Annotated in this window: 4 protein-coding genes; all 4 read left to right on the forward strand. The window is 37.3% G+C overall.

Annotated features, from left to right (window positions below; all coding sequences use genetic code 11):
• A partial coding sequence (locus AACV33_RS01385; RefSeq protein WP_255458668.1) for a hypothetical protein occupies positions 1-304 on the forward strand: 304 nt, incomplete at its 5' end.
• A gap of 45 nt (positions 305-349) precedes the next feature.
• Positions 350-1,102 carry an SDR family oxidoreductase gene (locus tag AACV33_RS01390; protein ID WP_182700672.1) on the forward strand — a complete coding sequence of 251 codons (753 nt, stop codon included), beginning with the start codon at positions 350-352 and terminating at the stop codon, positions 1,100-1,102.
• 295 nt (positions 1,103-1,397) lie between these two features.
• Positions 1,398-1,535 (forward strand): YHYH domain-containing protein, encoded by a 138-nt coding sequence (locus tag AACV33_RS01395; protein WP_017022281.1) that lies wholly within the window; start codon positions 1,398-1,400, stop codon positions 1,533-1,535.
• Between the two features lie 194 nt (positions 1,536-1,729).
• Positions 1,730-2,479 carry an alpha/beta hydrolase gene (locus AACV33_RS01400; RefSeq protein ID WP_182700673.1) on the forward strand — a complete coding sequence of 250 codons (750 nt, stop codon included), beginning with the start codon at positions 1,730-1,732 and terminating at the stop codon, positions 2,477-2,479.
• The last annotated feature ends 219 nt before the right edge of the window (positions 2,480-2,698 follow it).

The raw sequence follows: 2,698 nt of genomic DNA on the forward strand, positions 1-2,698 counted from the left end.
TGTTATGGATAATTATTATCCGACCTACCAAGATGCGTTGGATCATAAGCTTTTCACTCGGGGTTGGTTACCCAATATTTTGCCTGAATCAACGAAAAAAATTGAGGTAAGTAATGACCTTGACCTTAATACATCGGTTGGTCGCTTTGTTATCGATAAACAAGATCGCGATGCTTTTATATTGCAGCTTACTCTTGTGGACATCAAAAAAAATAGCTTTGAATATTATTCCGGCCAAAGTGTTTGGGCATTTAATCTGGAAGACAATGGCGTTGTTCGTTATACGTTGTCAGTTAATAGATAATGTTCTCGCTAACATTACGTACATTCAGAATATGAGGACAGATTGATGAGTACTCCAAAAGTGGCGATTATTACCGGTGGTGGTCGAGGCATTGGTGCCGCAACCTCACTACTTTTTTCAAGAGAAGGCTATGCGGTGTGTATCAACTATAAATCGAACGCAGTCGCCGCGAATAAATTAGCTAAAACAATAATCGCAGAAGGCGGGAAGTGCATTACGGTTCAAGCGGATGTGTCTTGCGAAGAAGAGGTCACTCGACTATTTTCTACGGTTGATAGTGAATTAGGTACGCTATCTGTTCTTGTTAATAATGCCGGTATTTTGAAAACGCAATCACGCTTAGAAGACATGACAGCTGATCGGATCAACGCCATACTTACAAATAATGTCACGAGCTATTTTTTATGTTGTAGAGAAGCGGTCAAGCGTATGTCTACTCGACATGGTGGTTTAGGAGGTGTGATTGTTAATGTGTCTTCTGGTGCCGCACGGTCGGGCTCTCCCAATGAGTATATCGATTATGCCGCGTCAAAAGGTGCGATTGATACTTTAACGAAAGGGTTGTCTTTGGAAGTTGCAGCAGAAGGCATTCGAGTTAATTGTGTTCGCCCGGGGTTAATTCATACCGATATGCATGCCGATGGCGGAGAGCCAGAGCGAATAGCAAGGTTGAAGAGTGTGATTCCGCTACAAAGAGGGGGGGAACCAGAAGAAGTTGCCGAAGTCATTTATTGGTTAGCCTCAGAGAAATCGTCATTTTCTACAGGGAATTACTTAGATTTAGCTGGCGGCTTGTAAAATACCCACATCAATCACTGCTATTTATTACGCTCGGTACCTTAGGGGCGAGCGTTTTTGTTTTAAAGATATTGATGATCGTTTTATATAATATCGACAACCAAGATTAAATTACCTATTGGTAATGGCTTTTTATTATCCATATTAAATGTTAATGAATAAGGTTTGGTTTCATTGTTCGTCTTACTGTTAAGACCTCCAATTTTCAAATGGTGATTAACGTCATACTTTAGTGTTATATCCGACCGTATAATTACTTGCCTCAATAATAAGGCATTATGTTTAGGAATATAAAATGAAAAAAATAGCATTAATTATATTGGTTAGTTTTGGTATGGTCGCAGGAGCGATGGCTCACTCAGGTGGTACTAATTCAAGTGGTTGTCATACCAATCATAAAACGGGTGATTATCATTGCCATAATCGTAAATAAGCCAAAAATAGATTAAGTATCAACACGTTTAGTGACACTTGGCACGCTATGTTGTTGAGTGTTTTTGATTTTTAATATTAATTTTTAGGTATATCGCATAGTAATAAATGTGTTAATCGAGTGTTGTTTCTTTGATTGCTATAGTGGTATTCTCGCGTCATCTTTTTCTAACGTTTTTATATAAATAGGCATTTATGAAATACACAGTTGCTTTCATATTGGTATTAATTTCGAACTCAAGCATGGCAAAAACCATGGATATTTATGATACTAAAAGAGAACGAAATATTCCGATAACCGTCGACTTACCGGCTGAAAATAGCATTTGTACGATCAGTAATAAGTGCAATGTTGCTTTTATTAGTGCTGGATATCGAGTGCCATATTTAAAGTATGAATTTATTACTCAGCAATTAAATAAAATGGGCTATTTGACGGTAGCGGTTGATCATGAGTTGCCAAATGATCCTCCTTTATCGAAAAAAGGGGATTTATATAAGACGAGAATTGAAAGTTGGCAACGTGGGGCGGTTACTCTCGACTTTTTGCAAAGCAACTTATCTAATCGTTTTCCTGAGTATGATTTTGAAAATCTATTATTGGTAGGGCACTCAAATGGGGGGGACATCTCAGCATGGTTAGCCTCAGAGAATAAAGCGTATATAAATAAAATAATTACGTTAGACAATCGTCGAGTAAAGCTGCCAAAAACAAATGATATTAATGTGTTGTCTATAAGAGCGACAGAATATCCAACTGTAGATAGTGTGTTGTTAACAGAACAAGAGCAACGTAAATACCAAGGTTGTATCGTTGAGATTGAAAACTCAAAGCACATGGACTTAACGGATTACGGTTCGAAAGAGGTTATGGAAAAAACTAAACTCATTATTAAAGGTTTCCTCTCGGGAGAGGGTTGTCATGCATTGAAAGAAGAAGCATAAATACAAATGATACGCTCGTATTATTAGCATGCGAGTGTTTTCTTTTTAATATTTTTTCTTTAAAAATCAATTTTTATGTTGGGATTTAACAAGGGCTCCCTATGCTTAAAAACATTTATGATGATATGTGGAATTCTTCTTATCAAAAAATAGAGAATGGCCAGTGTGATATCGATAGATTCATTCATGATCGTAAGGATACACGAAGAGGCATTACCG

Origin of the sequence: Aliivibrio sp. SR45-2, assembly GCF_963890165.1 — a bacterium.
In the GTDB taxonomy this organism is placed as follows: domain Bacteria; phylum Pseudomonadota; class Gammaproteobacteria; order Enterobacterales; family Vibrionaceae; genus Aliivibrio; species Aliivibrio salmonicida.